Annotated in this window: 29 protein-coding genes; 22 read left to right on the top strand and 7 right to left on the bottom strand. The window is 43.8% G+C overall.

All coding sequences use genetic code 11. The annotated features are described in order from the left end of the window. Nucleotides 1-20: 20 nt before the first annotated feature. The 13 genes from PG840_RS00470 (at nucleotide 21) to PG840_RS00410 (ending at nucleotide 10,991) form a co-directional block, all read left to right on the top strand. A complete protein-coding gene (locus tag PG840_RS00470) occupies nucleotides 21-2,045 on the top strand; it encodes a HelD family protein (protein WP_442872444.1) in 2,025 nt (674 codons plus the stop codon). A gap of 39 nt (nucleotides 2,046-2,084) precedes the next feature. Next, a complete protein-coding gene (gene rlmH, locus PG840_RS00465) occupies nucleotides 2,085-2,564 on the top strand; it encodes a 23S rRNA (pseudouridine(1915)-N(3))-methyltransferase RlmH (protein WP_022219903.1) in 480 nt (159 codons plus the stop codon). 16 nt (nucleotides 2,565-2,580) lie between these two features. Further along, nucleotides 2,581-3,417, top strand: a complete 837-nt coding sequence (locus PG840_RS00460; RefSeq protein ID WP_055157137.1) for an MBL fold metallo-hydrolase — start codon at nucleotides 2,581-2,583, stop codon at nucleotides 3,415-3,417. 336 nt (nucleotides 3,418-3,753) lie between these two features. Continuing rightward, nucleotides 3,754-3,969, top strand: coding sequence for a FeoA family protein (locus tag PG840_RS00455; RefSeq protein ID WP_008370804.1), 216 nt, complete (start codon nucleotides 3,754-3,756; stop codon nucleotides 3,967-3,969). A 189-nt stretch (nucleotides 3,970-4,158) separates the two neighbouring features. After that, nucleotides 4,159-4,920, top strand: coding sequence for a hypothetical protein (locus tag PG840_RS00450; RefSeq protein WP_270613245.1), 762 nt, complete (start codon nucleotides 4,159-4,161; stop codon nucleotides 4,918-4,920). A gap of 100 nt (nucleotides 4,921-5,020) precedes the next feature. Next, a complete protein-coding gene (gene yqfC, locus PG840_RS00445; RefSeq protein ID WP_022219963.1) occupies nucleotides 5,021-5,263 on the top strand; it encodes a sporulation protein YqfC in 243 nt (80 codons plus the stop codon). Between the two features lie 15 nt (nucleotides 5,264-5,278). Further along, nucleotides 5,279-6,529 carry a sporulation protein YqfD gene (locus PG840_RS00440; RefSeq protein ID WP_270205066.1) on the top strand — a complete coding sequence of 417 codons (1,251 nt, stop codon included), beginning with the start codon at nucleotides 5,279-5,281 and terminating at the stop codon, nucleotides 6,527-6,529. A 3-nt stretch (nucleotides 6,530-6,532) separates the two neighbouring features. Beyond that, nucleotides 6,533-7,540, top strand: a complete 1,008-nt coding sequence (locus PG840_RS00435; RefSeq protein WP_022219964.1) for a PhoH family protein — start codon at nucleotides 6,533-6,535, stop codon at nucleotides 7,538-7,540. Beyond that, nucleotides 7,537-8,031 carry an rRNA maturation RNase YbeY gene (gene ybeY / locus PG840_RS00430; protein WP_118219035.1) on the top strand — a complete coding sequence of 165 codons (495 nt, stop codon included), beginning with the start codon at nucleotides 7,537-7,539 and terminating at the stop codon, nucleotides 8,029-8,031. The genes PG840_RS00435 and ybeY overlap by 4 nt, the downstream gene beginning before the upstream one ends. A 23-nt stretch (nucleotides 8,032-8,054) precedes the next feature. Continuing rightward, nucleotides 8,055-9,725: a putative polysaccharide biosynthesis protein gene (locus PG840_RS00425; protein WP_270205065.1), complete on the top strand. Its 1,671-nt coding sequence runs from the start codon at nucleotides 8,055-8,057 to the stop codon at nucleotides 9,723-9,725. A 95-nt stretch (nucleotides 9,726-9,820) separates the two neighbouring features. Further along, nucleotides 9,821-10,183 (top strand): hypothetical protein, encoded by a 363-nt coding sequence (locus PG840_RS00420; protein WP_055296647.1) that lies wholly within the window; start codon nucleotides 9,821-9,823, stop codon nucleotides 10,181-10,183. Nucleotides 10,184-10,234: 51 nt separating this feature from the next. After that, complete coding sequence (locus tag PG840_RS00415; RefSeq protein WP_055157151.1) at nucleotides 10,235-10,456, top strand: DUF896 domain-containing protein; 222 nt, start codon at nucleotides 10,235-10,237, stop codon at nucleotides 10,454-10,456. Continuing rightward, the gene (locus PG840_RS00410) at nucleotides 10,434-10,991 is read left to right on the top strand and encodes a 5-formyltetrahydrofolate cyclo-ligase (RefSeq protein ID WP_270205064.1); all 558 of its coding nucleotides are present in this window, start codon (nucleotides 10,434-10,436) and stop codon (nucleotides 10,989-10,991) included. Before PG840_RS00415 ends, PG840_RS00410 begins: the two co-directional genes overlap by 23 nt. 127 nt (nucleotides 10,992-11,118) lie before the next feature. Here PG840_RS00410 and PG840_RS00405 read toward each other — a convergent pair whose 3' ends face one another. Next, nucleotides 11,119-11,598, bottom strand: coding sequence for an S-ribosylhomocysteine lyase (locus tag PG840_RS00405; protein ID WP_118219042.1), 480 nt, complete (start codon nucleotides 11,596-11,598; stop codon nucleotides 11,119-11,121). Between the two features lie 396 nt (nucleotides 11,599-11,994). Between PG840_RS00405 and PG840_RS00400 the strand changes: the two genes are divergently transcribed. Then, nucleotides 11,995-12,627: a histidine phosphatase family protein gene (locus PG840_RS00400; protein WP_055248837.1), complete on the top strand. Its 633-nt coding sequence runs from the start codon at nucleotides 11,995-11,997 to the stop codon at nucleotides 12,625-12,627. A 154-nt stretch (nucleotides 12,628-12,781) separates the two neighbouring features. Here the strand turns inward: PG840_RS00400 and PG840_RS00395 are convergent, their stop codons facing one another. Next, the gene (locus tag PG840_RS00395) at nucleotides 12,782-13,783 is read right to left on the bottom strand and encodes a LacI family DNA-binding transcriptional regulator (protein ID WP_270205063.1); all 1,002 of its coding nucleotides are present in this window, start codon (nucleotides 13,781-13,783) and stop codon (nucleotides 12,782-12,784) included. A gap of 208 nt (nucleotides 13,784-13,991) precedes the next feature. Here PG840_RS00395 and PG840_RS00390 point away from each other — a divergent pair, with 208 nt between their 5' ends. Next, a complete protein-coding gene (locus PG840_RS00390; protein ID WP_270205062.1) occupies nucleotides 13,992-15,275 on the top strand; it encodes a galactokinase in 1,284 nt (427 codons plus the stop codon). Nucleotides 15,276-15,418: 143 nt separating this feature from the next. Continuing rightward, complete coding sequence (gene galT / locus PG840_RS00385; RefSeq protein WP_270205061.1) at nucleotides 15,419-16,909, top strand: UDP-glucose--hexose-1-phosphate uridylyltransferase; 1,491 nt, start codon at nucleotides 15,419-15,421, stop codon at nucleotides 16,907-16,909. Between the two features lie 143 nt (nucleotides 16,910-17,052). Here the strand turns inward: galT and PG840_RS00380 are convergent, their stop codons facing one another. After that, nucleotides 17,053-18,693, bottom strand: coding sequence for an ABC-F family ATP-binding cassette domain-containing protein (locus PG840_RS00380; protein WP_117558663.1), 1,641 nt, complete (start codon nucleotides 18,691-18,693; stop codon nucleotides 17,053-17,055). A gap of 177 nt (nucleotides 18,694-18,870) precedes the next feature. On the opposite strand from PG840_RS00380, the gene PG840_RS00375 reads away from it, so the two are divergent. After that, nucleotides 18,871-19,728, top strand: coding sequence for a patatin-like phospholipase family protein (locus PG840_RS00375; protein WP_270205060.1), 858 nt, complete (start codon nucleotides 18,871-18,873; stop codon nucleotides 19,726-19,728). 12 nt (nucleotides 19,729-19,740) lie between these two features. Continuing rightward, entirely contained in the window at nucleotides 19,741-20,145 is a 405-nt protein-coding gene (locus PG840_RS00370) for a secondary thiamine-phosphate synthase enzyme YjbQ (RefSeq protein WP_008370619.1), read from the top strand. 1 nt (nucleotide 20,146) lies between these two features. Here PG840_RS00370 and PG840_RS00365 read toward each other — a convergent pair whose 3' ends face one another. From PG840_RS00365 to PG840_RS00355, 3 genes are all read right to left on the bottom strand, one after another. After that, nucleotides 20,147-20,881, bottom strand: coding sequence for a tRNA pseudouridine synthase A (locus tag PG840_RS00365; protein WP_270205059.1), 735 nt, complete (start codon nucleotides 20,879-20,881; stop codon nucleotides 20,147-20,149). Between the two features lie 63 nt (nucleotides 20,882-20,944). Further along, on the bottom strand, nucleotides 20,945-21,247 hold the full coding sequence (locus PG840_RS00360) for a hypothetical protein (RefSeq protein ID WP_195368524.1): 303 nt from the start codon (nucleotides 21,245-21,247) through the stop codon (nucleotides 20,945-20,947). A gap of 2 nt (nucleotides 21,248-21,249) precedes the next feature. After that, nucleotides 21,250-21,384 (bottom strand): hypothetical protein, encoded by a 135-nt coding sequence (locus tag PG840_RS00355; protein ID WP_270205058.1) that lies wholly within the window; start codon nucleotides 21,382-21,384, stop codon nucleotides 21,250-21,252. A 128-nt stretch (nucleotides 21,385-21,512) separates the two neighbouring features. Between PG840_RS00355 and PG840_RS00350 the strand changes: the two genes are divergently transcribed. Then, on the top strand, nucleotides 21,513-21,749 hold the full coding sequence (locus PG840_RS00350; protein ID WP_044998655.1) for a hypothetical protein: 237 nt from the start codon (nucleotides 21,513-21,515) through the stop codon (nucleotides 21,747-21,749). 37 nt (nucleotides 21,750-21,786) lie between these two features. Then, entirely contained in the window at nucleotides 21,787-21,918 is a 132-nt protein-coding gene (locus PG840_RS00345; protein ID WP_270203524.1) for a hypothetical protein, read from the top strand. A 66-nt stretch (nucleotides 21,919-21,984) separates the two neighbouring features. Here the strand turns inward: PG840_RS00345 and PG840_RS00340 are convergent, their stop codons facing one another. Further along, a complete protein-coding gene (locus tag PG840_RS00340; protein ID WP_173699872.1) occupies nucleotides 21,985-22,257 on the bottom strand; it encodes a chorion class high-cysteine HCB protein 13 in 273 nt (90 codons plus the stop codon). A gap of 135 nt (nucleotides 22,258-22,392) precedes the next feature. Here PG840_RS00340 and PG840_RS00335 point away from each other — a divergent pair, with 135 nt between their 5' ends. Together PG840_RS00335 and ylxM are read left to right on the top strand one after the other, a co-directional pair. After that, a complete protein-coding gene (locus PG840_RS00335) occupies nucleotides 22,393-23,337 on the top strand; it encodes a S8 family peptidase (protein ID WP_177999310.1) in 945 nt (314 codons plus the stop codon). Further along, on the top strand, nucleotides 23,337-23,681 hold the full coding sequence (ylxM, locus tag PG840_RS00330) for a YlxM family DNA-binding protein (protein ID WP_008370603.1): 345 nt from the start codon (nucleotides 23,337-23,339) through the stop codon (nucleotides 23,679-23,681). The genes PG840_RS00335 and ylxM overlap by 1 nt, the downstream gene beginning before the upstream one ends. Nucleotide 23,682 lies beyond the last annotated feature (1 nt).

Raw genomic sequence — 23,682 nt, 5'->3', positions numbered from 1 at the left:
ATATGAGTAATAACGACGCAATGAACAGTGAGATTCGGTTTCTGGAAGAGGTTGAAGAGAAACTGAAGACACGCATTACCGAGATCAACGCATTGTTTCTTGAAGGAGAAAAACAGATTGAGAGCATGCATGATTATTATTGGGAAAACTATACGGAGATGGATGAGTATGGTTATGAAAATTATGATAATCAGCAGGCACTTCTCGGAGAAGTTAATGCGAACAATGAACGTCTGATGAAAAAACAGCGCCTTAAGAAAATGATCGACTCCCCATATTTCGGAAGAGTGGATTTTCTCTTTGAGGGGGAAGAAGAAAGCGAAAGTTTTTACATCGGAATCGGCAATTTTGCGCCTAAGGCAGGAATGACGCCACTGATCTACGACTGGAGGGCGCCAGTGAGCGGTCTTTTTTATGATTATGACAGAGGACAGGCTTCTTATGAAGCACCGGGAGGAACCATTGAAGGGGAGATTACTTCCAAATGGCAGTATAAGATCAAGAAAGGGAAGATGGTTTATGCATTTGAAAGTGACACCAAGATTGATGATGAGATCCTGAAACAGGAGCTTGGAAGTAACGGGGATGTACAACTGAAGAATATTGTCCGTACTATCCAGAAAGAACAGAATGAGATCATTCGGAATGTAAAGGACAAAGTTCTGGTTATTCAGGGAGCCGCAGGAAGTGGGAAAACCTCCGTTGCACTGCACCGGATTGCATATCTTTTGTATCACGACAGGAAAAATTTAAAAGCATCGGATATCCTGATCCTTTCACCGAACGGCGTATTTGCGGATTATATTTCCCACATTCTGCCAGAGCTTGGAGAAGAAAATATTCAGGAAATGAGTTTTGATCTGTTTGCGTACAGAGAATTGAAAGGAATCGTATCGGACTGTGAGGACCGTTATGATTATCTGGAGAAGCTGATCCATTTTCCGGAGATGGGAATCCGGGAGAGCTATCTGAAGAAGCAGTCTGCCGGATTTGTCGGAGAGATGGAAGGCTTTCTGGCAGTTCTGGAAGATCAGCTGATGGATTTTAAGCCGGTTAAGATCCGTACTCTGGAAAAAACCGAAGAGGAGCTGATCCATCTGTTCTATTTCAAATTTCAGGATATTCCGATCCTTGCAAGAATGGATGCGGTGATGGAATATCTGGTGGATGAATACGAGACATTGTATAACCGGAATCTTCCGGAAGATGAGGTAGAAGAGATCCGGGAGAAATTCAACCGGATGTATGTCACCCGTGATATTTACAAAATATATAACTGGTTTTTGGAGGACAGTGGGTATGAGACACTGGCAAAAATTCCGTATGAGAACAGAAAACTCCAGTATGAAGACGTATTTCCGGTACTTTATCTCAAATACCGGATGCTTGGAGGAACCAGACATAAGCATATCAAGCATCTGGTGATCGACGAGATGCAGGATTATTCATATTTGCAGTACGTGGTACTGTCCCAGCTGTTTTCCTGCCGGATGACGATCCTTGGCGACCGGGCGCAGACACTGGACAGTCAGATGCAGGATGTACTGACATTCCTGCCGAAGATTTTCGGACGTACGATCCGCAAGATCATCATGAATAAAAGTTACCGGAATACTATTGAAATCGCAGAGTATGCAGCGAAATTTACCGGGGAAAAGGATCTGGAATATCTGGAGCGTCATGGCAAACCAGTGACCGAAAAGACATTTGATTCGGATGAGGAACTGTTAAATGAACTTATCCGGGAGGCAGATGCCGGAATGGATAAATATGAGACCGCCGCAGTTCTGACGGAGACGATGGACGAGGCGTATACAATGACCAGGATGCTTTCAAACCGTGGACTTCCGGTAAACTGTATTGACCGGGACAGCAGTACCTTTGAAAAAGGCGTGACAGTAACGACTTTCTATATGGCAAAGGGACTGGAATTTGATCAGGTATTCGGCGTGTTCCCGAAGAAAGAAAATCCGATGACCGGGCAGGCAAAATACATCTGTGCAACAAGAGCACTGCATGAGCTTTATATGTATGAAAGGGCATAACTGTACAGACTGATACAGCGAAAGAGAGGAAGGAACAGGATGAAGATAACCGTACTGACGGTTGGAAAAATAAAAGAAAAGTATCTGCGGGATGCGATCGCGGAATATACGAAGAGACTGAGCCGCTACTGCAAGCTGGAGATCATTGAGGTGGCGGATGAAAAGACACCGGACAATGCCAGCGAAAATGCAGAGGAAATGATCCGGCAAAAAGAGGCCGAACGTCTTTTGAAATATATCCGTGAGGATGCATATCTTATTACACTGGAGATAGGCGGAAAGCAGCTGACCTCCGAAGAATTTTCAGAGAAAATTGAAAAACTTGGCATTCAGGGAACCAGTCACATTATTTTTGTGATTGGCGGATCCATAGGGATCGGGAAGGCAGTTCTGGAAAAATCGGATTATGCACTTAGTTTTTCAAAAATGACATTTCCGCACCAGCTGATGCGTGTAATCCTGCTAGAGCAAATTTACCGTGGATACCGGATCATGTCGGGAGAACCCTATCACAAATAGAAAAGAGGTTATTCATATGAAGATGGTAGTATTAGTAGAAAACAGTTCCAGATGCAGACTTTGTGCAGAACATGGGCTGTCGGTTTATATCGAATATGAGGGGAAGACGTACCTTCTGGATACTGGCGCAACAGCGCTCTTTGCAGAAAATGCAAAGGAGCTGGGGATTGATCTTTCGAAAGTAGATACGGCGTTTTTATCCCATGCACATTATGACCACAGTGGCGGTTTCGAGGAGTTTTTTAAGGAGAATGACAAAGCAGCGGTCTATATGCAGGAGACGTCTGCTGAGAACTGTTTTTACCGGACAGAAGGAAAAGATAAATATATTGGAATTCCGCAGCATCTTCTGGAAAATTATAAAGAGCGGTTCCGTCCGTTAAATGCAGTCTGTGAAGTTGAAAAAGGCGTCTGGGTCGTACCGCATTTTACCGGTGGTCTGGATGAGATGGGACGCAGGGCGCACATGTACCGGAAAATCGGTGAAGAGTTTATTGCAGATGATTTTGCACATGAGCAGAGTGTGGTTTTTGAGACGGGAAAAGGACTGGTGATATTTAATAGCTGTTCCCATGGGGGAATTGTCAATATTGTGCGAGAAGTGCAGATGGCACTCGGCGGGCAAAAGGTCTATGCGGTTGTCGGTGGATTTCATATGATGAAGCTTTCGGGCATGGATACACTTGCCATACCAGAGGAAGAGGTTGTGGAAACTGCGCAGGAATTGAAAGGGCTTGGTGTAGAGGAAATCTATACTGGTCACTGTACCGGAAATATTGCATTCAGGATTCTGAAAAAAGAACTTGGCGAAATGGTACATGCACTTGGAACAGGGGAAACGGTGGTATTTTAAATGAAGGAAGCCCCAGGATTTATCACGGGTAATGAGTTGATAGATCCTGGGGCTTTTATCTTGTTACATTGCTTCTTTTATGAGTATGACTTCAGGTTCGGTCATTGCATAAGCATCCAGAACTTCATCCAGCTCGTCTGCCTTGATCAGATTTTCTTCCAGAACCAGCTTATAGTGAGGGTGATAAAACAGAAGTTGAATTCTGAAAATAATTGTTAAATATGGCTATTGAATGGAATTGTGTATATAATAACTAAAAAACATTGTCGTTGACTAACCAATATGAAAGCGAGTATACTGTAGTAAAGTCAAAGGAGAAAAAAAGAAGGTGTAAAAATGCAGGCATTATCAACAGCTGTTCCGGGAAAATGGTACACGATCAAATGGATGTTCGGAGTACCGGAGGTGCTGGAAAAATTAAAGGAATTCAAAATCAAAGAGGGCAGCGAAATCCATGTGATCCAGAATGATGCCAGTGGTATGATGATTATAGCATCTGACCAGAAGCGGTTCGCTATCAGCCAGGATGCCGCCGCGAGAATTCAAGTATAACAAAGAAATGAAAAATCGATCTTACAATCACAGGAAAAGTAGGATCGATTTTTTTGTATGTCCGGATCATGGAGGAGCCAGTCTGTTCGATTTTATAAAGTTTTCACAGAATAATGGATTGTTTTCAGCTGCGATTGAAGATATAATACTTTTATGTAACAAAATAGAAGCGCGAAAGAGGGAAAACAAATGTTAGAAATTATTTGTCTTATATGGCTTTGGCGTGTGAATGGAAAGCACGCGATAAAAAGAGGACGGAATCCAAAAAAATATCGTGCATTGACACTGGGATTGTGGTTTGGCCTTGAATTTACCGGTACTTTTGTCGGAGCCTGGCTGATGCAGCTTTTGAATGCAGGTGATAATGCATTTTACGGGGCATATGTTTTTGGAATTATCGGAGCTGCAATTGGCGGTTTCACTTCTTACTGGGTTGCAAAAAAAGCACCGATGGGAAATTACAGATCAGAAGACCAGCCAAATGGATGGAATAATCAGTCAGGTGGATGGAATCAGAGCCAGAACGGTTGGGATAATCAGCCAAATGGGTGGAATCAGAGCCAGAACAGCTGGGATAATCAGCAAAATGGATGGAACCAGAATCAGAACGATTGGGATAATCAACAGAATGTCTGGGGACAGCCACAGCAGGAACCGGATTGCCTTTTTACTCCGGCAACGATCCGTATTATCGAAGAAGAGGGCGGTTATACCGGCGGGCAGGATGCATTTTTCTTAAATGGCAGACCCATCTGTTCTCTGCGGCCGGGCAGTGAATATACCTTTACAACTTACGCAAAGAAGAATGTACTTACGATTGGAAGACCGACACCGGAATCGTCAGATGAGACAACGGTATTAAAGTTTATTGCCGGAGAAAAAGGTCGGATCGAAATTCATGCATGTGCGGGAAGATTGCTCCCGGGAAAATTCAGCAATTATACAGCATAGGAATATTATGTGGTTCTGAAGCATACACTGTCAACAAAACGGTATATGCGGCAATATGAGACAGAGATCCGAACAAGAAGACGGGACACGAAGGTATCGCATGGCAGATGCAGCAAATTTGCCGAAGGATGTGGTGCTGGGTGTCCCGATTCTGACTCTTACAGGGCATTATGAAGTGAATATAGAGAATTACCGTGGAATTCTGGAATATACCGAACAGCTGATCCGTATAAATGTACGTAGCGGGCAGATTCGCATCACAGGGAAATCACTTGAGATCAACTACTATACAACAACCGATATGAAGATTACCGGAAAGGTAGAGAAAATTGAGTATTCTTAGGAAGGGATGACGAAGATGCTGCGATATATTCTGAATAATCTTGCCGGATACCTGCGCATCAGAGTCGAAGGATATTCACCGGAACGCTTTTTAAATCTTTGCTGTTATCATGGGATTTTTCTCTGGAATCTGAGACCGGCAAAAGGGGCATATGAGATGAATATCCGCGTCCGGGATTTCCGCAGACTGCGACCAATGGTCAGGAAGAGCGGGGCAAAGATACGGATCACCCAGAAAAGAGGAGTCCCGTTTTTTATACATAAATACCGTGGACGGAAGCTTTTTTTTACAGGATCGGTCATCGCAATCTGTCTGATCTTTCTGCTTTCTTCTTTTATATGGAGGATTCAGATTGATGGAAACCTTGCAAGGACAGATGAGGTTTTGCTTTCTTTTCTGACAGAAAAGGGAATTGCCTGTGGAATGGCAAAAAAGAATGTAGACTGTGACCGGATTGAAAAAGATATTCGTATGGAATACGACGATATTATCTGGGTTTCAGCCTATATTCATGGGAGTTGTCTGAAGATTAAAGTCAGGGAGAATCCTGACCGGAAGGAGCTGCAGACAGAAGCTGAGGCGGAAGCGCCGATGGATATTGTGGCAGAAGCGGACGGGATCATTCAGAAGATCATTACACGAAAAGGGAATCCGCTTGTCCGGGAAGGCAGTGAGGTAAAAAAAGGAGAGATCCTTGTGAGTGGAAGTGTGGAGGTAAAGAATGATTCAGATGAGGTGACAGGATACCAGTACCGGGTATCGGATGCAGACATAATAGCACAGACAACGGTTGCGTATACAGATATTCTTGACAGGCTGCATCCGGTATGGAAAGATACCGGCAAGAAAAGTTGGAGGTTCTGGATAGAAACACCGGGAAGGCTGTATCTTTTTGGCAGGCGGGAACTACCTTACCCGGAATATAATGCGCTGACCTGCAGATATATCCTGTATCTGGAGAGACATTTTCCATTTCCGGTCTCGGTAAGAGTTGAACGGAGCAAAGAGAGCAGAAAAGAGGAGATTTCTTATACAGACAGGGAAGCAAGAGAAATTCTGTCCTATAATTTTGAGAAGTTTTGCGCCCGATTAGAGAAAAAAGGGGTTCAAATTTCAGAGAATGATGTTAAAATATACAGGGAGACGAACCGGTATTCGGCAAAGGGGAAACTGGTTTTATCCGGACCGTTCGGAATTGTACAAAAAGGAACGGTACATGAACTGCCGAAGGCAGATGCAGAAAATATACAGCAGGAAGGAAACTGATTTATGGGAATTCTTGAGACCATGATAGACATACCGGCTGAACATGAAAAAAATGTGTTTGGCCAGTTCGATATATTTGCAAAAAAAATTGAGAGAGCTTTACATGTTACGCTGATCGCGCGAAATGGAAAGGTGAAAGTCCTTGGAGAAGAAAAGAATGTAGAGAGGGCGCAGCAGGTATTGTCGCAGCTTACCGAGCTTTCCAGGCGCGGGAACACGATTCAGGAGCAGAATGTAGACTATGCCCTGTCCCTTACGATGGAAGACAGCGCGGAAGATATTCTGACAATTGATAAAGACCTGATCTGTCATACACTTCAGGGAAAGCCAATCAAACCAAAGACGCTCGGACAGAAGAAATATGTGGATGCGATCCGGGAAAAGATGATCACCTTTGGCCTTGGTCCTGCCGGAACCGGTAAAACTTATCTGGCGATGGCAATGGCAATCACGGCGTTCAAACGCAATGAAGTGGGGCGTATCATTCTGACACGTCCGGCAATTGAAGCAGGAGAAAAGCTTGGCTTTTTGCCGGGAGATCTGCAGAGCAAGATCGATCCATATTTAAGACCACTTTATGATGCGCTCTATCAGATCATGGGAGCAGAAAGCTTTATCAAGAATTCAGAAAAAGGGCTGATCGAGGTTGCGCCTCTTGCCTATATGCGAGGCAGAACCCTTGACAACGCTTTTATTATTCTGGATGAGGCACAGAATACCACACCGGCGCAGATGAAGATGTTCCTGACACGTATTGGTTTTGGATCCAAAGTCGTGATCACCGGAGACTCTACACAGAAAGACCTTCCGGCAGGACAGACATCCGGACTTGATGTGGCAGTGAGTGTAGTCAAGAATCTGGAAGATATTTCGATTTGCCGTCTGACCAGCCGGGATGTTGTCAGACATCCGCTGGTACAGCGAATTGTTAAAGCGTACGAGGAGTACGAGCAAAAGCAGGAACAGAAAAAATCCCACACTAGAGACAGAAAGAAACGAGGAACAAGATGAGACTATTTTTAGAGGATGAGGGAGCATTGAATTTAAAGCTGCCTTATGAAGAACTGGCGACAAAAGTTGCAGATGCAGTCCTGGATTATGAGAAGTGTCCGTACGAGGCGCAGGTAGAACTTCTTCTTACGATGAATGAGGAGATCCGACAGATGAACCTAGAATTTCGCGGAATCGACCGTGCAACCGATGTCCTGTCATTTCCGATGACGGAATTCCCGTCACCGGCTGATTATGCATATCTGGATACAGATGACAGTTCATTTGATCCGGAGACCGGAGAACTGATGCTCGGCAATATTGTGATTTCCAAAGAGCGCGCAAAGGAACAGGCAGAAGAATATGGCCATTCGGTAGAACGTGAATTTGCTTTCCTTATTGCGCATAGTATGTTGCACTTGTTAGGTTATGACCATATGGAAGATGAAGAACGGCTCGTGATGGAAAAGAAACAGCGGGAAGTTCTGGAGATGCTGGGAATTACAAGATAGATAAAAGTATGAGGTTTTAACGTATGGGTAAAAGGAAAAAATCAAAGGGCGGCAGTTTTCTGATGCAGGGAAGTATCCTTGCGGCAGCCGGTATTATCACAAAGATCATCGGGGCAGTATACCGGATCCCGATGCTCAATATTATGGGACTTAAAGGACAGGGCTATTATGATATGGCATTTCAGGTGTATTCTATTGCTCTGATCATTTCGTCTTACAGTCTGCCGGTTGCGGTATCAAAGCTGGTGTCTCTCAAAATGGCGGCAGGAGAGCGGAAAAATGCATTCAGGGTATTGAAGGCATCACTGATCATAGCTACGCTATCTGGTGTCACGATCATGGTGATCGTATTTTTTGGAGCAGAGGCGATCGCAGAATATCTGATGGGAGCCAAAATGAGCTGCTATTCTTTGAAGGTGCTTGCTCCCGGACTCCTGATTTGTGCGATTATGGCAGTTTTTCGTGGCTATTTCCAGGGGATGGGAACGATGATCCCGACTGCAATTTCGCAGATCATTGAACAGCTTCTCAATGCGATTGTCAGTGTTGTAGGTGCAGCCGTTCTTCTGGAAAATGGAAAACAGATGGCTAAGGTGCAGGGAAATAACCTTTTAGGACCAGCCTATTCCGCAGCAGGAGGGACACTTGGTACAGTAGCCGGTGCGCTGCTCGGTCTGCTGTTCTTACTGTTCTGCTATGTGGCATTCCGCAAGCCGATGATGCGGCAGATGAAACGGGACACCTCGAAAGAACTGGATGATTACCGTGCGATTTTCAAACTCCTGATTCTGACGATCGCACCGATCATTTTAAGTACAACAATTTATAACAGTGCAAATGTTATTGACAGTGCAATGTTCAATAAGATCATGGGTGCACAGGGAACTAGTGAGGCGGTCTGTGCAGAGCTTCTTGGTAAATTAGGACAGTATTATACCCTGTTTAACGTACCGCTTGCCGTTGCGAGTGCATTGGGATCATCTGTGATCCCGGGGCTTGTAAGCGCGGCAGAGAATCATGACAGAAGACTGTTACATAACCGGATTTATACAGTTATCCGTTACACGATGCTGATTGCGATTCCAAGCGCATTTGGATTCTTTGCACTTGGTCAGCCTATCATGGATTTCCTGTGGCCGAATGTAGATAATGTAACACAGGGAATTATGCTGAAGATCGGAGCGATTTCTCTGGTATTTTATTCACTTTCAACCGTTACGAATACAGTGCTTCAGGGTCTGGACCGTATGATGGAACCGGTAAAAAATGCAATGGTATCCCTGATACTACATATTGTATCTCTGTTTATTATGCTTGTTATGTTCAAATGGGGCATTTATGCACTGATTGGAAGTAAGATTGTGTTCTCTTTATGCATGTGTATCATGAATGCACATGATATCCGTGAAGCATGTGGATATCTTCAGGAGAGCCGTAAGACTTTTGTCATTCCGTCTATCGCCGGAGCTGTTATGGCAATTTTGGCATGGGCAGTGCATTTCGTACTTGACACCTTCATCGGAGGAAGAATCGCAACCCTGATCGCCCTCATCGTGGCAGTAGCGGTATACGCAGTCGTTCTCCTTAAAATGGGTGGCATGTCCGAAAAAGAACTCCTCGGTCTCCCAAAAGGTCACCAAATTGTAATAGTCTGCAAAAAATGCCATTTATTAAAAGAACGCAGATATTACTAAGCTGTAGATGATTTGATATCACAACCTAAAAATTCCCCCATAATGAATAAAATCCTCCAAGCAGACCAATACTTGTAGAAAAAGGAGTGTTCCTTATGGAAACAAGATATCATATTGGTCTTTTAACGGGGACTCTTCTGATTCTTGCGATCTTATCTTATGCATATTATGCAGATTATAATTACAGGAAAGAAATTGCAAGGACAGAACAGACGGAGCAGCAGGAAACAGAACAGACAGTCAGCACTCAAGGTGGCGCACACAAAGAAGGGGTGTATTATCTGAAAAACCGCAACGGATATGTGATTGTTTATCTGGACGACCAGACAAGTATTTATGAATATACGAATATCCGTGTCGAAGAGCTTCCGGAAGAACTGCAGAATGAGATCCGGGAGGGAAAGCGGTTAGAGGGAAAAGACAAGCTTTATGGGTTCCTGGAAAATTATTCCAGCTGATTAAAAAGATAACATTATTATATAGAAAAACAAAGAAGGGACAAAAGAAAAATGGAGACAGCAAAAATTGAACGCATTAATGAATTATATAGAAAATCAAAAGCAGAAGGACTGACAGAGGAAGAGAAAAAAGAACAGCAGATTCTCAGACGGGAATATGTAGATGCATTCAAAAGAAATCTTCGCGGACAGCTTAATAACATTTCAATCAAGGAGAAGGATGGATCCATTACAAATCTGGGTGAGAAATATGGACAGAAAAAAGGAAATTAGGGCAAAATTTCTGAAAATGAGACAGGCACTTCCAAAAGAAGAGGTTCGGGAGAAGAGCCTGCGGATCATGAGACGCATTGAAGAGACAGAGACATTTAAAAATGCAGACAACCTTCTTGCGTATATTGATTTTCGTGGAGAGGTGGCAACCGGAACACTGATCGAGAAGGCATGGGAGCTTGGAAAAAAGGTCTATGTGCCACGGGTAGCGGGAAAAGAGATGGAGTTTTATCGGATACATTCTTTTGAGGATCTGGAAAAGGGGGCTTATGGCATCCTGGAGCCGAAAAAAGAATGCCCTGTTTATGAAGCCGGAGAAGGGCAGACTACACTGGCAATCCTGCCGGGAAGTGTTTTTGATGAAAAAAAGAACCGTGTCGGTTATGGCGGTGGATTTTATGATCGTTATTTTGAAAAACGGAAAGATATCTGCCGGATCGCAGCTGCTTATGAAATGCAGATCGTAGAAGAAATTGAGACCGAAGAATTTGATCTTCCGGCAGATTATGTTACAACGGAAGAGAGGTTCTGGTAGAAATTCCGGAAGTGTATCATAGAGAGTTTTGATTGAAAACAGGAATGGGAGCAAACATACAGGAACATTTGAAGAAAATCAATGGATAGTATGTTTGACTCCCATTTTCAGGTTCATATAGTAAGGCTTATTCAGGATAAACCAGCTGTTTTTCTGTAATATTTTCCAGAACCTCAGTCAGATATCTTTTTGCCATATAATTTGCCATCGGAAGGTTCATGTCCAGATAGTTTCCGCAGTCTTTTGCAGCAGCTCCCGGTACGTCCCCATTGAAGTCTGTGATAAAAGCAAACATTTCTTTCATCAGTGGAACGATATCTTTTGATTCATAATCACCTACAAGAAGAAGGTAGAAGCCGGTACGGCATCCCATCGGTCCAAAGTAAAGCGTTTTTGATGCGTAGTCCCTGTGGTTACGAAGGAAGGTTGCACCAAGATGTTCGATGGTGTGAACCTCTGCAGTATTCATAACCGGTTCTTCATTCGGATTGGTCATGCGGATATCAAAGGTTGTAATGACCTGTTCGCCGGCACAATCCTTACGTGAGACGTAAAGCCCAGGAACAAGCTTCAAATGGTCTATTGTGAAACTGGTAATTTTCTCCATAATCAAGTATCTCCTTTTTTGTACTACGTTTATTATAAGATACCAGGGTAAAAAGGTCAGAAAGCCGATGCAAGCTTGCTTGCAAGAGGTTTTTTGACATCTTGACCCGCCAAAAACATGAGTAAGTAGCCATTTTTCAAAGAAAAATGAGCGGATTACGAATGTTTTTGAGGATTGCGAGAGTGCAAAGCACGTAGCAATCTGGTATCAAAGGGGTCAAAATACCTTTTGACCCCAACATCATTATAACTGTCATAAAGTTTAATAACAAGCCTTTTGGTGGAAGAAAGGTGAAAAATGTGCTATAATCGTTACTGTTAACTCCCGTGCCAATCGCTATGCTGACTGGCACGGAGGATGCGTGTGTTTTTAATGATAGCAGGAGGAAGCTAAGAGATGAAAATATATATGATCCGTCATGGAGAGACGGACTGGAATAAAAAAAGAAAATTACAGGGACAGGTGGATATTCCGCTGAATGAATTTGGAAAACTACTTGCAAAAGAGACGGCTCCGGCACTCGCAGATGTTCCATTTGCGGTCTGTTACACAAGCCCGCTGAAAAGGGCGGCAGAGACGGCACGGCTCGTCCTGGGGGACAGGGAGGTTCCGATTGTCCCGGATAAGCGGATCCAGGAGATGAGCTTTGGAGAATTTGAGGGACTTTGCTGCAGAGAAGAGGGATGGAATATTCCGGATCCGGGATTTCGCAACTTTTTTAATGCACCGGAAGTGTATCAGCCGCCAAAAGGAGGGGAATCCTTTGAAGAAGTGCGGGCACGTCTGAATAATTTTCTGGAAGAACTTTATCAGAAAGAAGAGCTTCAGGATAAAAATGTACTTTTATCCACACATGGTGCAGCACTTTGCGGGATTCTGAGCCTGATGAAAGGTCTGCCGATTTCCGGGTACTGGCAGCAGGGGGTACATAAGAACTGTGCGGTATCAATTGCGGAAGTAAAAGATGGAAAAATAGAAATTTTACAGGAAAATGTGACTTATTATCAAGAGTCAGTGCAGGACTGGTAGAAAGTTATTTGATGTCCTAAAGGCTTTCTGATGAATTGTTTAATAAAAAAACTCCCATCCGGAGAAATGTGAGCTAATTATAACTCATTTCTTCTCCGGATGGGAGCTTTTTGATGTTAGATAAAATTCATTGGTATATTCACACAGATATGAGCTATTTTTCAATCGCTTTACACGAATTCCGGACAACCAGCTTACACGGCAGTTTGATCTTAAGTGCAGGTCCCGGATGCTCCCTCAGGAGATGCTGCAGAATAGAAGCTCCGTACATTCCCATATGATAAGCTGGCGCACTGACCGTTGTCAGCGGTGGAGCAGAAAACTGTGCCATATTGATATCATCAAAGCCTACGATGGAAATATCCTCCGGAACACGGATCCCGTGTTCGGTAAAGGCTTTGATCGCACCAAAAGCGATCGGATCACTTGCTGCAAAGATCGCCGTCGGCAGCTTGCCGCCGTTAATCAGATTGCATGCCATCTCATAACCGGAAGAAATCCGGAAGACACCCTCCTGGATATAAGGCTCATAAATCAGATCGTGTGCATCACAGTAATCAATAAAGACTTTTTTCCGGTAATCCGGATAGAGATGATTTTCGCCGATATATTCTTTTCCGGTAAAAAAACCGATCTCCCGATGCCCGATCCCGGTCAGATAATCCAGAGCCTCTGTAACTGCTTCACCGAAATCCGGAATAATTGTGGAAATCCGGTCATCGTTTACCGGCATATCCAGGAACAGGATGCACGAATTCATCTCATACAGATAAGAAATTTCCTCCTGACTGAATTTGCCGATACAGATCAGACAGTCTACATCCTTCAGAACGTCCATGTAATTGATGTCGCTTTTGTAGGTACGTACGATCTGGATATTGTGTGAGAGGCAGTAATCTTCAATTCCCTGACGGATCAGAAGATAATAATTATCCTCCAGTTCCTGCTGGGAAGAGAACCACTGAATGATCCCAAGGGTAAAAAGTGATTTGACAGAAGAACGTCCGCGCTTTACATAATGCAGCTCTCTTGCAGTATCCAGTACTTTCTGTCGGGTTTCCGGTGAGACATTGAGCGTCTCATCATTATTCAGTATACGTGAAACTGCTGCGGCAGAAACACCGGCAGCAGAAGCAATATCTTTGATTGTTGCCATAAGCGGCCCCCTTGTTAAAAAATTTCTGATTCTTCTATTATAACAGAGGAGTAAAAAAATGGAAAGTGAAAGAATTATGTAGAACTGTACAAAAATTCACTAGTAAATTTATTGAAATATTTAGTAAATATATATTGCAAATTTACTAAATATATTTTATAATACAATTATCAAAGCAGAATCGAAAATGTATTTGGAGGAAATGAAGATGAAACAGCTTACAAAACTTATGGAAGAAATGAAACAGGGCGTGTACCGTGATACATTAAAAGATATTTATATTGATGAAAGTGTGATTGCACATCAGGAAGAACGCTATGTAAAAGCGATGGCAGAGTATCAGAAATTGTATGGGAACAGAGAAGTAGAAGTATACAGCGCACCGGGACGAAGTGAAGTTGGTGGAAATCATACAGATCATCAGCACGGAATGGTGCTTGCAACCTCTATTAATCTGGATGCGATCGCAATTGTAAATAAAAATGAAGATATGACCGTCCGTGTGGTATCGGAAGGATATGATATGATCATTATCGATGCGAATGATGTAGAAAAGGTTGACAAAGAAGAAGGGACATCTATCGGACTGATCCGTGGCGTACTTGCAGGACTGAAAGAACGCGGATACAAGATTGGTGGATTCAATGCTTATGTGACAAGTGATGTGCTGATCGGAGCAGGACTTTCTTCGTCTGCTGCATTTGAAACAATCATTGGAACCATTGTTTCCGGACTTTACAACGATATGCAGATCAGCATGGTAGAGATTGCACAGATTGGTCAGTATTCTGAAAATGTTTACTTTGGAAAGCCAAGTGGTCTGATGGACCAGACAGCCTGCGCGGTTGGTGGACTGATCCACATTGATTTCAAAGATCCAAAGGCTCCGGTTGTAGAAAAAGTAGATGTAGATTTTGAAAATCATGCATGCAGTCTGTGCATCGTAGATACCAAAGGTTCTCATCAGGATCTGACACCGGATTATGCACAGATTCCGGCGGATATGAAAGCTATTGCAACATATTTTGGAAAAGAAGTTCTCCGTGACGTAGATGAAAAAGAATTTTTTGCAGCGATCCCGGCACTCCGCGAGAAGCTTGGAGACCGTCCGGTGCTTCGGGCTATGCATTTCTTCGGTGATAATGCGAGAGTTGCAGCACAGGTTGCATCCCTTCGCGAAGGAAGATTTGAAGATTTCCTTAATATGATCAAAGCATCCGGAGATTCCTCTTTCAAATATCTTCAGAATGTATATACTAACCGTGACGTGCAGAACCAGGCAGTATCCATTGCCCTTGCAGTCAGCGAAAATGTACTCGGAAACCATGGAGTATGCCGTGTGCATGGAGGCGGATTTGCCGGAACCATTCAGGCATTTGTGAAGAATGATTTTGTAGAAGAGTACAGAAAAGCATTGGATGCAGTATTTGGAGAAGGATCCTGCCACGTATTAAAGGTTCGTAAATATGGCGGAATGAAAGTAATCGCGTAAACGAAAATATGCTAGCTGTCAAGGTTAGACATAAATACAGATTTTAGTTTGCTATCTGAATAAATAAAGGATTCGGTGTAAAAAATGTGCCGCATTGAAAATGGATGGATAAAGGACGAGCAAAAAGATTTGGAGGAAGAAAAATGATCGATCAGGCAATTACAGAACTGGTACAGTATGGATTAGATACGGGGCTTGTAGCACCGGAAGATAAAATATTTGTTACCAATCAGATTTTAGAGGCACTTGGTCTGGAGTCTTACGAGGAGACACCAGGAAGTAGGGGTGCAGAGGAGCTGGAACAGATTCTGAAGGAGATTACAGATTATGCAGTGGAAAAAGAACTGATTGCAGATTCAATCGTGTACCGGGATCTGTTTGATACAAAAATCATGGGAAAACTGGTCCCGTTACCGAGCATGGTAAGCCATAAATTCTATGAACTGTATCAGGAAGGACCGAAAAAGGCGACCGATTATTTTTACAAGCTTAGTCAGGACAGCGATTATATCCGAAGATACCGGATTAAAAAGGATCAGAAATGGATCACAGAGACACCATATGGGGAGATGGAGATCACCATCAATCTGTCCAAACCGGAAAAAGATCCGAAAGCGATCGCGGCAGCAAAAAATGCTACACAGAGTGGTTATCCGAAATGCCAGCTGTGTAAGGAAAATGAAGGCTACGCCGGTCGCGTCAATCATCCGGCAAGACAGAATCACCGGATCATTCCGATCAGGATCGATGGAAAAGACTGGGGATTCCAGTATTCACCGTATGTGTATTACAATGAACACTGCATCGTTTTCAACGGAGAGCATGTGCCGATGAAAATTGAGCGTGCAACCTTTGCAAAGCTGTTGGATTTTGTCAGCCAGTTTCCACATTATTTTGTTGGTTCCAATGCAGATCTTCCAATCGTAGGAGGATCGATCCTAAGCCATGATCATTTCCAGGGTGGAAATCATGAATTTGCAATGGCAAAAGCTCCGGTTATTAAAGAATATGTGATTCCGGGGTATGAAGATGTGCGCGCTGGAATGGTAAAATGGCCAATGTCTGTTATCCGTCTGCAGTGCAAAGACAAAGAACGTCTGATCAGCGCAGCTGACCATATTTTAATGTGTTGGAGATCTTATACAGACGAAGCCGCATTTATCTTTGCCGAGACGAACGGAGAACCGCACAACACGATCACTCCGATCGCCAGAATCAGGGATGGGTATTTTGAGCTGGATCTTGTTCTCAGAAATAATATTACGACAGAAGAACATCCGCTTGGCGTTTACCATCCGCATGCAAAATTACATCACATCAAGAAAGAGAATATTGGTCTGATCGAGGTGATGGGACTTGCAGTGCTGCCGTCAAGACTGAAAAGTGAGATGGAACAGCTTGCAGATGCAATCCTTGAAGGAAAGGACATCCGCAGCAATGAAGTGCTTGAAAAGCATGCAGACTGGGTAGAAGAATTCCTTCCAAAATATACAGACATTACGAAAGAAAATATCATGGACATTCTCCATGAGGAAATCGGACAGGTGTTTAACCAGGTGCTGGAAGATGCCGGCGTTTATAAGCAGACAGAAGAAGGCAGGTCAGCATTTGAGCGGTTTGTTGGAAGCCTGTAATATAGAGCAAAAAAAGAATATAAAAAGATAAAAAAGGACTAAAACTCGGGTGTCGGACCGAACTTCAATTGTTCGGGGGAACTACCTGAGTTTTAGTCCTGATTTATTATACATCAGCACAAATGTACCGACAAGATAAATTCTTAGTCATCCTGTTCTTCTGTATTCAGATCCAGGATTGCCTGTCTCTTAGAAGCCCCAATATTATTTTTCAAATATTCATCGTAAGTTGTCATCTTATCGATCATTGAACCATCCGGAAGGATTTCCATAATACGGTTTGCTGTCGTTTCAACGATCTGGTGGTCTCTTGAAGAGAACAGAAGTACGCCAGGGAACTTCTTCATTCCATTGTTGAGCGCAGTGATGGATTCCATATCCAGGTGGTCAGTAGGCTCGTCGAGGATCAGTACGTTGGCACCGGAGATCATCATCTTGGATAACAGACAGCGTACCTTTTCCCCGCCGGAAAGAACTTTAACCTTCTTTACACCGTCGTCGCCGGCGAAAAGCATTCTTCCAAGGAAACCTCGTACATAGGTAACATCCTTTTCTTCCGAATACTGAGTCAGCCATTCTACGATGGTATCGTCATTGTCAAATTCTTTTCCGCTGTCTTTCGGGAAATATGCCTGTGTAGTGGTGATTCCCCATTTATAAGTACCTTCATCCGGCTCCATTTCTCCGATCAGGATCTGGAAGAGAACAGTTTTGGCAAATTCATTTCCACCGACAAATGCAACTTTGTCGTCCCGGTTCAGTGTGAAGGAAAGATTGTCCAGGATTTTTTCCCCGTTGATGGTTTTGGATAAGCCTTCGACCATCAGAACTTCATTACCGATCTCGCGGTTTGGTTTGAAATCGATGTAAGGGTATTTACGGCTGGATGGGCGAATCTCATCAAGCTGGATCTTTTCCAGGGCGCGCTTACGGGAAGTTGCCTGACGGGACTTGGACGCATTGGCGCTGAACCGGGAAATAAAGTCCTGTAACTCCTTGATCTTTTCTTCTTTTTTCTTGTTGGCTTCTTTCATCTGACGTATCAGCAGCTGACTGGATTCGTACCAGAAGTCGTAATTACCGGCGTAGAGCTGGATCTTACCGTAATCGATATCGGCAATCTGTGTGCAGACCTTATTCAGGAAATAACGGTCATGGGAAACAACAATCACGGTATTGTCAAAGTTGATCAGGAATTCTTCCAGCCATGCGATCGCATCCAGATCCAGGTGGTTGGTAGGCTCATCCAGAAGAAGAATATCCGGATTACCAAAAAGTGCCTGTGCAAGAAGGACTTTGACCTTCTGTGCACCGGTCAGCTCGCTCATCATATTGTAGTGAAGCTCTGTCTCAATTCCAAGTCCGTTCAGAAGAGATGCGGCATCAGATTCTGCTTCCCATCCGTTCAGGGTTGCAAATTCTGCTTCCAGTTCACTTGCCTTGATCCCGTCCTCGTCTGTGAAATCTTCTTTGGCATAGATCACTTCTTTTTCCTTCATGATCTCGTAAAGACGGGCATTTCCCATGATTACAGTATCAAGAACCGGATACTGGTCGTATTTGAAGTGGTCCTGCTGCAAGAAAGAAAGACGCTCACCTGGTGTGAGGATGACTTCTCCGCTGGTCGGCTCAAGCTGCCCGGAAAGGATCTTAAGAAATGTAGATTTTCCGGCCCCGTTCGCTCCGATCAGACCGTAGCAGTTGCCTTCTGTAAATTTGATATTTACATCTTCAAACAAGGCTTTCTTCCCTACGCGGAGGGTGATATTACTTGTACTAATCATAAAAATTCTCCTTATTCAAATAGAATTATCGTTTCAATTTTTGCATTACGTTCATTATGGTAACATGACTGCACAATTTTCGCAAGAGAATAAGCATTAACATAAGGAAGAATTTGTGGTATACTTATAAATCATACACGAAATATACAGCATGGTAGGACGAAAGGAGCGAGTGTTTTGACAGAAGCAGGACTGGTGTTGGAAGGCGGTGCAACAAGAGGTGTATTTACTTCCGGCGCATTGGATTATTTGATGGAAAAAGATCTGTATTTTTCATACGTGGTCGGTGTATCGGCAGGTTCCTGTAACGCAGTCGATTATGTCTCAAAGCAGATCGGCAGGACAAGGGACTGTATGATCCACAGAGGAAAGGAATACAGCTATTATTACGGACTTAAAGATTTCGTAAAAGAAAGAAGTCTTCTGGATATGGATATGATATTCAATAAATATCCGAATGAACTCTTTCCGTTTGATTTTGATACTTATTTTTCAAATGGAATGACCTGTGAGATCGTGACAACCAATTGTCTTACGGGAAATGCCGAATATATGACCGAAGAGAACGCCAGTGACCGGCTGATGAAGATCTGCCGCGCTAGCAGCAGTATGCCACTTGTATGTCCGATCGTAAATATAGACGGGATTCCGTATCTGGATGGTGGACTTGCCGATTCCATTCCGGTAAAGCATGTGCAGGAAAAGGGACTGAAAAAAATAGTTCTCATTTTGACGAGACCGGAAGGCTACCGCAAAAAACCAACTTCCAAAGCGGTCGGTAAGTTATACCGGAAGATGTACAGCAAATATCCGGCACTTGTCCGCACCTGTATCCGAAGACCGGTGATGTATAACCGGACAGAAGAATACATAGAAAAGCTGGAAAAAGAAGGAAATATCTTCGTCCTTCGCCCGGAAATGAAGCCGGTATCCAGACTGGAAAAAGATTATGATAAGCTGATGGCTTTCTACGATCATGGCTATGAAATGATGAAAAGAGAGCTTCCGAGACTTAAAGCTTATCTGGAAAAATAAGGAGGTGTGCATATGCATCTGTACGAACATCAGATTGCGACAAACGCATCGCAGCAAATGACAAAGGTAACAGAAATGGTAAGGGAAGACATCGAAAGAAGCGGTGTAAGAGAAGGGATTGCTGTGATCTTCTCACCACATACGACAGCCGGATTTACGATCAATGAGAATGCAGATCCGGATGTGGTGCATGATATGTTGTGTGGCTTTGAAAAAGTATTTCCGGCAGAACAGTTCTTCTACCAGCATGCAGAAGGAAATTCGCATGCACATATGAAGACGACGGTGGTCGGACCGTCACAGACGCTGATCATCCATGATGGAGAGATCGTCTTTGGCATCTGGCAAGATCTGTATTTCTGCGAGTTTGACGGACCAAGAAACCGTACCTTTTATGTGAAGATCATCGAAGGATAGATTAACGGAGTTGTACATCCGTCAGGGTGAATGCATGCGAAGGACAGACAGGAGCTGCTGATTCTACACCAGCGAGAGTCAGCGTAGTTCCGTCTGTCTTTTTTTCTTTTCCAGCTGTGAGAATGGTACCGGCAAGAAGCTGCGGCATATGCCGGAGAAAACTATTTGCAGTCAGCTGAATCTGTATCAGTTGGTCTTCGCGGTTAATTTTGATCGTTTCTACAGTGCGCACTGTACTTTTTCTGGTACGTCCGTTTGAAAATGCGGCAAAGTCATGCGTACCGGTAAGAAGCTGCGCTGCCTGCTGCATGGATTCCAGGTCAAGAGACTCGTTTACAACACAGGTGTAAGGACGGGAAAATAATGCTGCGGCAGGATCTGTGGCGATCCTGCAGGTATAGGTACAGCTTTTTACCGCGAGAGAAGCCACAAAACGTTCATCTGCGATTTCCAGCGAGGTGACTGCAATATCCGCCGGAAGAGCTGCGTTTAATTTCATTTTTAACAGTTCTGTATTGCCTGAAAAAGATTCTTTTTCTAATTGAAAACTTACAATCTGGTGTGTTGCGTGAACACCCGGTTCTGTCTTTACGGCAGCAAAAAGCTGTGTGGACTGTCCGGTTACATCCCTGATCGCCAGTGTAAGCTTTGATTCGATACTGGTGCTTTTTTTCTTTGTGGAAAAGCCCGGATAGCGGCTTCCGTCGTATTCTATGGTAAGTTTGATCGTTGTCATAAGCTCCTCCTGAAGTGCATTTCTGCCGTTCATTATAGCATTGATTGTCGGGCAAGGCAATTTTTATTGCCTTCCGGACCTTGGTGGCTGTTTTCCTGCCTGTATTGTCCGGATCATCTGCACCATCTGGTCGATCTGTGCCTGCTCCTGTTTGCTTTTCCCTTCTTTGATCGCTGAAAGAATCAGCGAAATCTCATCAGGGGTAAACCGGATTCCCCGTTTATTCGCACCGGTGATCAGTGACATCATCACCGGGACCAGTGCTTTCCCGTTTTTGCCGCCGGCTTTCAACGCTGCTGTCCGGATCAGCTCCTGTTTCAGCGGATCCAGATTCGCAAGATCCGGATGCTCCATCCATTCGTTCATTTTCATCCATCCTTTCTGTCTGAAATCCACTCATCATATCCGTCATATCCTGTGCTGCCTGAAATCCATTCATCATATCTGTCATATTTGCAGGATCTCCAAAGTCCATCTCTTTCATCATTTCCATCATTTGCCATATTCCGGAAAAGGAATCGAACATTTCTCTTTTTTCAGGAGAAAGATAGGGTACAACTGCTTCAAACATGCTGCCCGGATCTTTCTCCTGCTTTCGTAGCCGCCCTCTGCGATTATGATAATAAGGAGGTTGGAAACAGTAAAAGGCATTCATAAGTTCCGTAAGTTTCACATAAATGCCAGCTATACGCTGAACGTGATCGGGCAGATAGGGAAGAATGATTTTGACAAGTTGCAGAAAATCATTCGTGAGAGACTCGTCAAATGGCGTCATGACAAGGGGCGGTTTCTTTTCCATATGTCCTCCACGGTTCAGCGTTATAAATATATATGTAAAGAAGACGGAAAATATGAGATCCACATATAATAAAGCAAAGGAAGAACTAATGGAAGGATTTTGTTAAATGAGCAGCCGGATTATTATTGATGGGAATGCGATCTATGAAGTGGATGAAGAATGTTTGCGAAAGAAAAAGGAAAAGGAGCAGGAAGAGGAACACGAAAAGCAACGGGAGAAGCGCAAAAACAAAACATAAAAAAGGCGGGGATATAATTTGCCCCGCCTCTGGTCTGTCTGAACGAATAAGATCTGAGTTTCGTAACTAGCAGCCGCATCCACCGTTGCCACAGCCGTTTCCACATCCGCATCCATTACCGCATCCGTTACCGAATCCGTTGCCGAATCCACCACAGCAGCAGAGAAGAAGGATGATCCACAGGCAGCTGTCATTTCCACATCCACATCCGTCGCCATTGCGTCCCCATCCGCCACAGCAGCAGAGGAGAAGAATGATCCATACGCAGGAAGACATTCCGCATCCACAGTTATCCATAGAATTTCCACATCCGCAGTTTGTTGCACTTAATTCACTCATATTTGATAGCCTCCAGTAAGGTTTCTTTACACTTCATCATATGTAAGGAGGCATGTCAGTGTTTCAAAAAAGTTTCGAAGAAATTGGCATCTGATTTCAGAAAGAATATTCTAATAGAAAAAGGATATTTTAAATATGAAAGATTTGAAACGGAAAATCCACTACTGGTGTTCGGATACAATGCAAAACAAAATCACTGGAAAGGGCGTCGTTTGTGCCGTTCTGGATACAGGGATCACACAGCACCCGGATCTTGTCGGCCGCATCGTGGGATGGAAGGACTGTGTACAGGGGAAGAAAACCATATATGATGACAACGGACACGGAACCCATGTGGCAGGAATTCTTGCCGGAAATGGAAAAAGCGGAAGAGGACTGTACAGCGGAATGGCACCGGAGGCGCAGATCTTTGCTGTCAAGGTGCTGAATCAGAGAGGTGGTGGAAAAATCCGGGATGTGATAAACGGGATCCGGTACGTGTTGTTAAAACAAAAGGAAATGAAGATCCGGATTGTCAATATTTCGATTGGAACTCTTCCTCATAAGAAGGATCCGGAAGATGAATTGTTCCTGTTCTGGGTAGAACGGCTCTGGGATGCCGGTCTGGTAGTCGTAACGGCGGCAGGAAACAAAGGACCAAAGGAAGGGAGCGTCACGATACCGGGAAACAGCCGGAAGGTGATCACAGTTGGGGCGGATGAAGAACTGGGAAAGAAGTATTCCGGCTGTGGGCCGACCGGAGATTGTATTAAAAAACCGGATCTTGCCGTGCCGGGGAATCGGATCTATTCCTGCAATTACCTGTATCCGGTGCGGAGCCCTTATGCCTATATTCCGAAAACCGGGACTTCTATGGCAACTCCGGTAGTGTCCGGGGCAGCGGCTCTGGTTTTGCAGAAATACCCGGATATGTGTAATCTGGAACTTAAATACAGACTGTGGAATTCCTGTGAAAAGGGCAGGTATTATGACCAGAGACAGGGACATGGGAACCTGCATGTAGAAAAATTTCTTGAATGTCAAGAAAAAATACTTGACACCAATGAAAATCTGTTATATGATAGCACAGGTGATAAGTGATGGACGAGATTTTAAAGCAGACATTATTATATGATTTTTATGGTGAGCTTTTGACAAAACATCAGAAAGAGATTTATGAACAGGCAGTTCTTGAAGATTATTCGCTCAGCGAGATCGCAAGAGATGCGGGGATCAGCAGACAGGGTGTTCATGATATGATCCGGCGCTGTAACAAGAGTCTGGAGGATTATGAAGCAAAGCTGCATTTGGTGGAGAAGTTCATGTCTGTGAAAAAAAAAGTCCATGAGATCGATCTGCTTCTTGAGAATTATGAAGAGCAGGACGAAAAAGAACTGATAAAGAAAGTGAAAAAGCTTTCAGGAGAGATCATAGAGGAGTTATAAC

It is taken from the genome of Coprococcus sp. AM97-35 (genome assembly GCF_027697525.1).
In the GTDB taxonomy this organism is placed as follows: Bacteria; Bacillota; Clostridia; order Lachnospirales; family Lachnospiraceae; genus Allocoprococcus; species Allocoprococcus comes.
This window is presented reverse-complemented; position numbering and strand designations above follow the sequence as displayed.

Bases quoted from the DNA above. Each gene is read 5' to 3' on its own strand.
- PG840_RS00470 (WP_442872444.1), top strand. From the start codon at position 21: ATGAACAGTGAGATTCGGTTTCTGGAAGAGGTTGAAGAGAAACTGAAG.
- rlmH (WP_022219903.1), top strand. From the start codon at position 2,085: ATGAAGATAACCGTACTGACGGTTGGAAAAATAAAAGAAAAGTATCTG.
- PG840_RS00460 (WP_055157137.1), top strand. From the start codon at position 2,581: ATGAAGATGGTAGTATTAGTAGAAAACAGTTCCAGATGCAGACTTTGT.
- PG840_RS00455 (WP_008370804.1), top strand. From the start codon at position 3,754: ATGCAGGCATTATCAACAGCTGTTCCGGGAAAATGGTACACGATCAAA.
- PG840_RS00450 (WP_270613245.1), top strand. From the start codon at position 4,159: ATGTTAGAAATTATTTGTCTTATATGGCTTTGGCGTGTGAATGGAAAG.
- yqfC (WP_022219963.1), top strand. From the start codon at position 5,021: ATGGCAGATGCAGCAAATTTGCCGAAGGATGTGGTGCTGGGTGTCCCG.
- PG840_RS00440 (WP_270205066.1), top strand. From the start codon at position 5,279: ATGCTGCGATATATTCTGAATAATCTTGCCGGATACCTGCGCATCAGA.
- PG840_RS00435 (WP_022219964.1), top strand. From the start codon at position 6,533: ATGGGAATTCTTGAGACCATGATAGACATACCGGCTGAACATGAAAAA.
- ybeY (WP_118219035.1), top strand. From the start codon at position 7,537: ATGAGACTATTTTTAGAGGATGAGGGAGCATTGAATTTAAAGCTGCCT.
- PG840_RS00425 (WP_270205065.1), top strand. From the start codon at position 8,055: ATGGGTAAAAGGAAAAAATCAAAGGGCGGCAGTTTTCTGATGCAGGGA.
- PG840_RS00420 (WP_055296647.1), top strand. From the start codon at position 9,821: ATGGAAACAAGATATCATATTGGTCTTTTAACGGGGACTCTTCTGATT.
- PG840_RS00415 (WP_055157151.1), top strand. From the start codon at position 10,235: ATGGAGACAGCAAAAATTGAACGCATTAATGAATTATATAGAAAATCA.
- PG840_RS00410 (WP_270205064.1), top strand. From the start codon at position 10,434: ATGGACAGAAAAAAGGAAATTAGGGCAAAATTTCTGAAAATGAGACAG.
- PG840_RS00405 (WP_118219042.1), bottom strand. From the start codon at position 11,598: ATGGAGAAAATTACCAGTTTCACAATAGACCATTTGAAGCTTGTTCCT.
- PG840_RS00400 (WP_055248837.1), top strand. From the start codon at position 11,995: ATGAAAATATATATGATCCGTCATGGAGAGACGGACTGGAATAAAAAA.
- PG840_RS00395 (WP_270205063.1), bottom strand. From the start codon at position 13,783: ATGGCAACAATCAAAGATATTGCTTCTGCTGCCGGTGTTTCTGCCGCA.
- PG840_RS00390 (WP_270205062.1), top strand. From the start codon at position 13,992: ATGAAACAGCTTACAAAACTTATGGAAGAAATGAAACAGGGCGTGTAC.
- galT (WP_270205061.1), top strand. From the start codon at position 15,419: ATGATCGATCAGGCAATTACAGAACTGGTACAGTATGGATTAGATACG.
- PG840_RS00380 (WP_117558663.1), bottom strand. From the start codon at position 18,693: ATGATTAGTACAAGTAATATCACCCTCCGCGTAGGGAAGAAAGCCTTG.
- PG840_RS00370 (WP_008370619.1), top strand. From the start codon at position 19,741: ATGCATCTGTACGAACATCAGATTGCGACAAACGCATCGCAGCAAATG.
- PG840_RS00365 (WP_270205059.1), bottom strand. From the start codon at position 20,881: ATGACAACGATCAAACTTACCATAGAATACGACGGAAGCCGCTATCCG.
- PG840_RS00360 (WP_195368524.1), bottom strand. From the start codon at position 21,247: ATGAACGAATGGATGGAGCATCCGGATCTTGCGAATCTGGATCCGCTG.
- PG840_RS00355 (WP_270205058.1), bottom strand. From the start codon at position 21,384: ATGGCAAATGATGGAAATGATGAAAGAGATGGACTTTGGAGATCCTGC.
- PG840_RS00345 (WP_270203524.1), top strand. From the start codon at position 21,787: ATGAGCAGCCGGATTATTATTGATGGGAATGCGATCTATGAAGTGGAT.
- PG840_RS00340 (WP_173699872.1), bottom strand. From the start codon at position 22,257: ATGAGTGAATTAAGTGCAACAAACTGCGGATGTGGAAATTCTATGGAT.
- PG840_RS00335 (WP_177999310.1), top strand. From the start codon at position 22,393: ATGAAAGATTTGAAACGGAAAATCCACTACTGGTGTTCGGATACAATG.
- ylxM (WP_008370603.1), top strand. From the start codon at position 23,337: ATGGACGAGATTTTAAAGCAGACATTATTATATGATTTTTATGGTGAG.